We start from the raw sequence: 3,081 nt of genomic DNA on the forward strand, positions 1-3,081 counted from the left end.
CGTCCGGCCGGTTGGCGTTCGTGTTCTCGGGTCAGGGTTCGCAGCGACTGGGGATGGGGCGTGGCCTGTACGAGCGGTTCCCCGTCTTCGCGTCGGCACTGGACGACGTGCTGTCCCGGCTCGACCCGGGCCTGCTCGGGGTGATGTGGGGTCAGGACGCGGACGGGCTGGCGGACACCGGGTGGGCGCAGCCTGCGCTGTTCGCGGTCGAGGTGGCGTTGTTCCGTCTGGTGGAGTCGTTCGGCGTACGGCCGGACGTCGTCATCGGGCATTCGATCGGTGAGCTGGCGGCGGCTCAGGTCGCGGGGGTGCTGTCGCTGGACGACGCGTGTGCGGTGGTGTCGGCCCGGGCGCGGCTGATGGCGGCCTTGCCGCCCGGTGGGGCGATGGTCGCGGTGCGGGCCTCGGAGGCCGACGTCGCGCCGTTCCTCGGCCCGGACGTGTCGGTCGCGGCGGTCAACTCACCGGACGGTGTTGTGCTGTCCGGTAGGGAGGAGGCGGTGCTCGCGGTCGCCGACCTGTTCGGGAAGAAGACCCGGTTGCGGACCTCGCACGCGTTCCACTCGGCTCTGATGGAGCCGATGCTGGCCGAGTTCGCCGCCGCGATCGACGGTGTCGAGGCGGCCGACCCGACCATCCCGATAGTGTCCACTGTGGACGGCGGCGGTCGATTCGGAGATGCCGCGTACTGGGTTCGGCAGGTGCGCGAAGCCGTCCGCTTCGCCGACGCCGTCACCGCCGCGCAGCCGGACCGGGTGCTGGAGATCGGCCCCGACGGCGCCCTCTGCGCCGTCCTGCCCGACCTGTCCGCCGTCCCGGTCCTGCGCCGGGAGACCGATGAGGAGGAGTCCGCCCTGCGTGCCCTGGCGACGCTGCACGTCGCCGGGACAACCGTGGACTGGACGGCGTGCCTCTCCGGCGGCCGGCGGGTCGATCTGCCGACGTACCCGTTCCAGCGGGAGCGGTACTGGCCGGATGGTGGCGGCGCGTCCGGCGATCCGTCCGGGCTGGGCCTGACACCGGCGGCGCACCCGCTGCTTGGCGCGGCTGTCGCTCTCGCCGACGGGACCGGTGTGCTCCTTACCGGTCGGTTGTCGTTGGCGGCGCAGCCCTGGCTGGCCGACCACCGGGTCGGCGGGACTGTGCTGGTTCCCGCGACGGTGTTGCTGGAGCTGGCGGTGCGGGCTGGTGACGAGGTCGGCTGCGGGTCGGTCGGGGACCTGACCCTGGTGTCGCCGTTGGTGCTGCCGGACCGGGGCGGTGTCCAGGTCCAGGTGCGGACCGGGGAACCGGACGGGTCCGGCGCGCGCGGCGTGATCGTCCACTCCCGACCGGACAACGTGGCCGACGCGCCGTGGACCACTCATGCCACCGGGACGCTGATGCCCGACCCGGGAGCCGGGGACTCGGGGTTCGCCGCCGCCTGGCCCCCGCCGGGGGCGGAAGCGGTCGAGGTGGACGGCTGCTACGAGCGGTTCGCTGAGGTGGGCTTCGCCTGCGGTCCGGTGTTCCGGGGTCTGCGTGCGGTGTGGCGTCGCGGCAGTGGTGTCGACGCCGAGATTTTCGCGGAGGTGGCGCTGCCGGATCGGGTGACCGGTGCGGACGCGTTCGGGTTGCACCCGGCGCTGCTGGACTCGGCGCTGCACGCGCTTCTGCTGACCCGCCCGGCGGTGGACGGTCCACGGTCGCAGTTCGCGTGGGCGGGTGTGTCGCTGCACGCCGCCGGGGCCTCGGCCTTGCGGGTTCGCCTCGTCGACGACGGCGCCGACCGGGTCGCCATCGACGCGGCCGACCCCGCCGGGCGGCCCGTGATCTCAGTGGTGGCGATGCGAGACCGTGCGATGTCGGAGGTGGAGGTCCCGCGCGCGGCGGACACGGACTCGTTGCTGGTCCACCGATGGGCTCCGGCCGCGGGGGATGTCTCGCCGGCTGAGCGGACGATCGGTGTGCTTGGTGATGGGCTCGCCGGACTGTCCGCTGTTCCGGGTGATCTCGACGTTCTGGCGGATTCGGTGCCGGACTATGTGTTCGTGGCGCTGGGTGGCGAAGATGTCACGGGTCCGGCGGCGGTTCGTCTGGTGACCGGTCGGGCTTTGTCGTTGGTGCAGGTCTGGTTGGCTGATGAGCGTTTCGCTGCGTCCCGGTTGGTGGTGGTGACCAGGGGAGCGGTCGGTCCGGATCCGTCCGATCTGGCTGCTTCGGCGGTGTGGGGTTTGGTGCGGTCGGCGCAGTCGGAGCATCCCGGCCGGTTCGGCCTGCTCGACGTCGAGTCCGACGGTGATGTTTCGATCGCGCTTCCTGTGCTGGCCGATGAGCCGCAGGTGGTTGTGCGGGACGGGACTGCGCACGCGGCGCGGCTTGCCCGGTTCGCGTCGACCGGTGAACTGGTGCCGCCTGGCGGCGATTGGCGGCTCGTGTCTCGCGGTAGCTTGGACGCGCTGGCGTTGGTGCCGGACCCGGATGCCGGTGTCGCGTTGTCGGGTGCTCAGGTGCGGGTGCGGGTCACGGCGGCCGGTGTGAGCTTCCGCGATGTGCTGGACGCGGGTGACGTAAGTGCGTTCGATGCCGGGGTGGCCGGTGTGGTCGCCGAGGTGGGTCCGGACGTGTGTGGCCTGAGCCCGGGGGATCGGGTGATGGGACCTGTGTCCGGTGGGCTGGCGTCGGTGGTTGTGGCGCCGGATGAGCGGATGCTCGTCCGGGTTCCGGAGGGCTGGTCGGACGAGACCGCGGCTTCGGTGCCGGTGGGTTCCGCTTCGGAGGGGATCGAGCCGTTGCCGGTGCGGTCGTGGCCGGTGGTGAAGGCGGTCGAGGCGTTCCGGTTCATGAGCGAGGCTGAGGACGGCGGCGAGCTGGTGTTCACCATGCCGCCGGTGTGGGACCGGGACGGCACGGTGCTGATCACCGGTGGTACCGGCGGACTCGGCGCCATCCTCGCGCGGCATCTGGTCGTGGACCGCGGCCACCGTCGGCTCGTGCTGGTCAGCCGTGGCGGCACCGACCCGGGTGGTCTGTGTGACGAGTTGGCCGAGCACGATGCCACGGTCACGGTGGCCGCGTGTGACGTCTGCGACGCGGATGCTG

1 protein-coding gene is annotated in these 3,081 nt (G+C 72.2%); it reads left to right on the forward strand.

Features of this window, described 5'->3' with window-relative positions; genetic code table 11:
- Positions 1-53: 53 nt before the first annotated feature.
- Positions 54-3,081, forward strand: a 3,028-nt coding sequence (locus tag VGD70_RS08075; RefSeq protein ID WP_331079695.1) for an acyltransferase domain-containing protein, incomplete at its 3' end; no start/stop codon positions are given.

The sequence above is a fragment of the Actinophytocola sp. genome, from assembly GCF_036402745.1.
GTDB lineage: Bacteria > Actinomycetota > Actinomycetes > Mycobacteriales > Pseudonocardiaceae > Actinophytocola.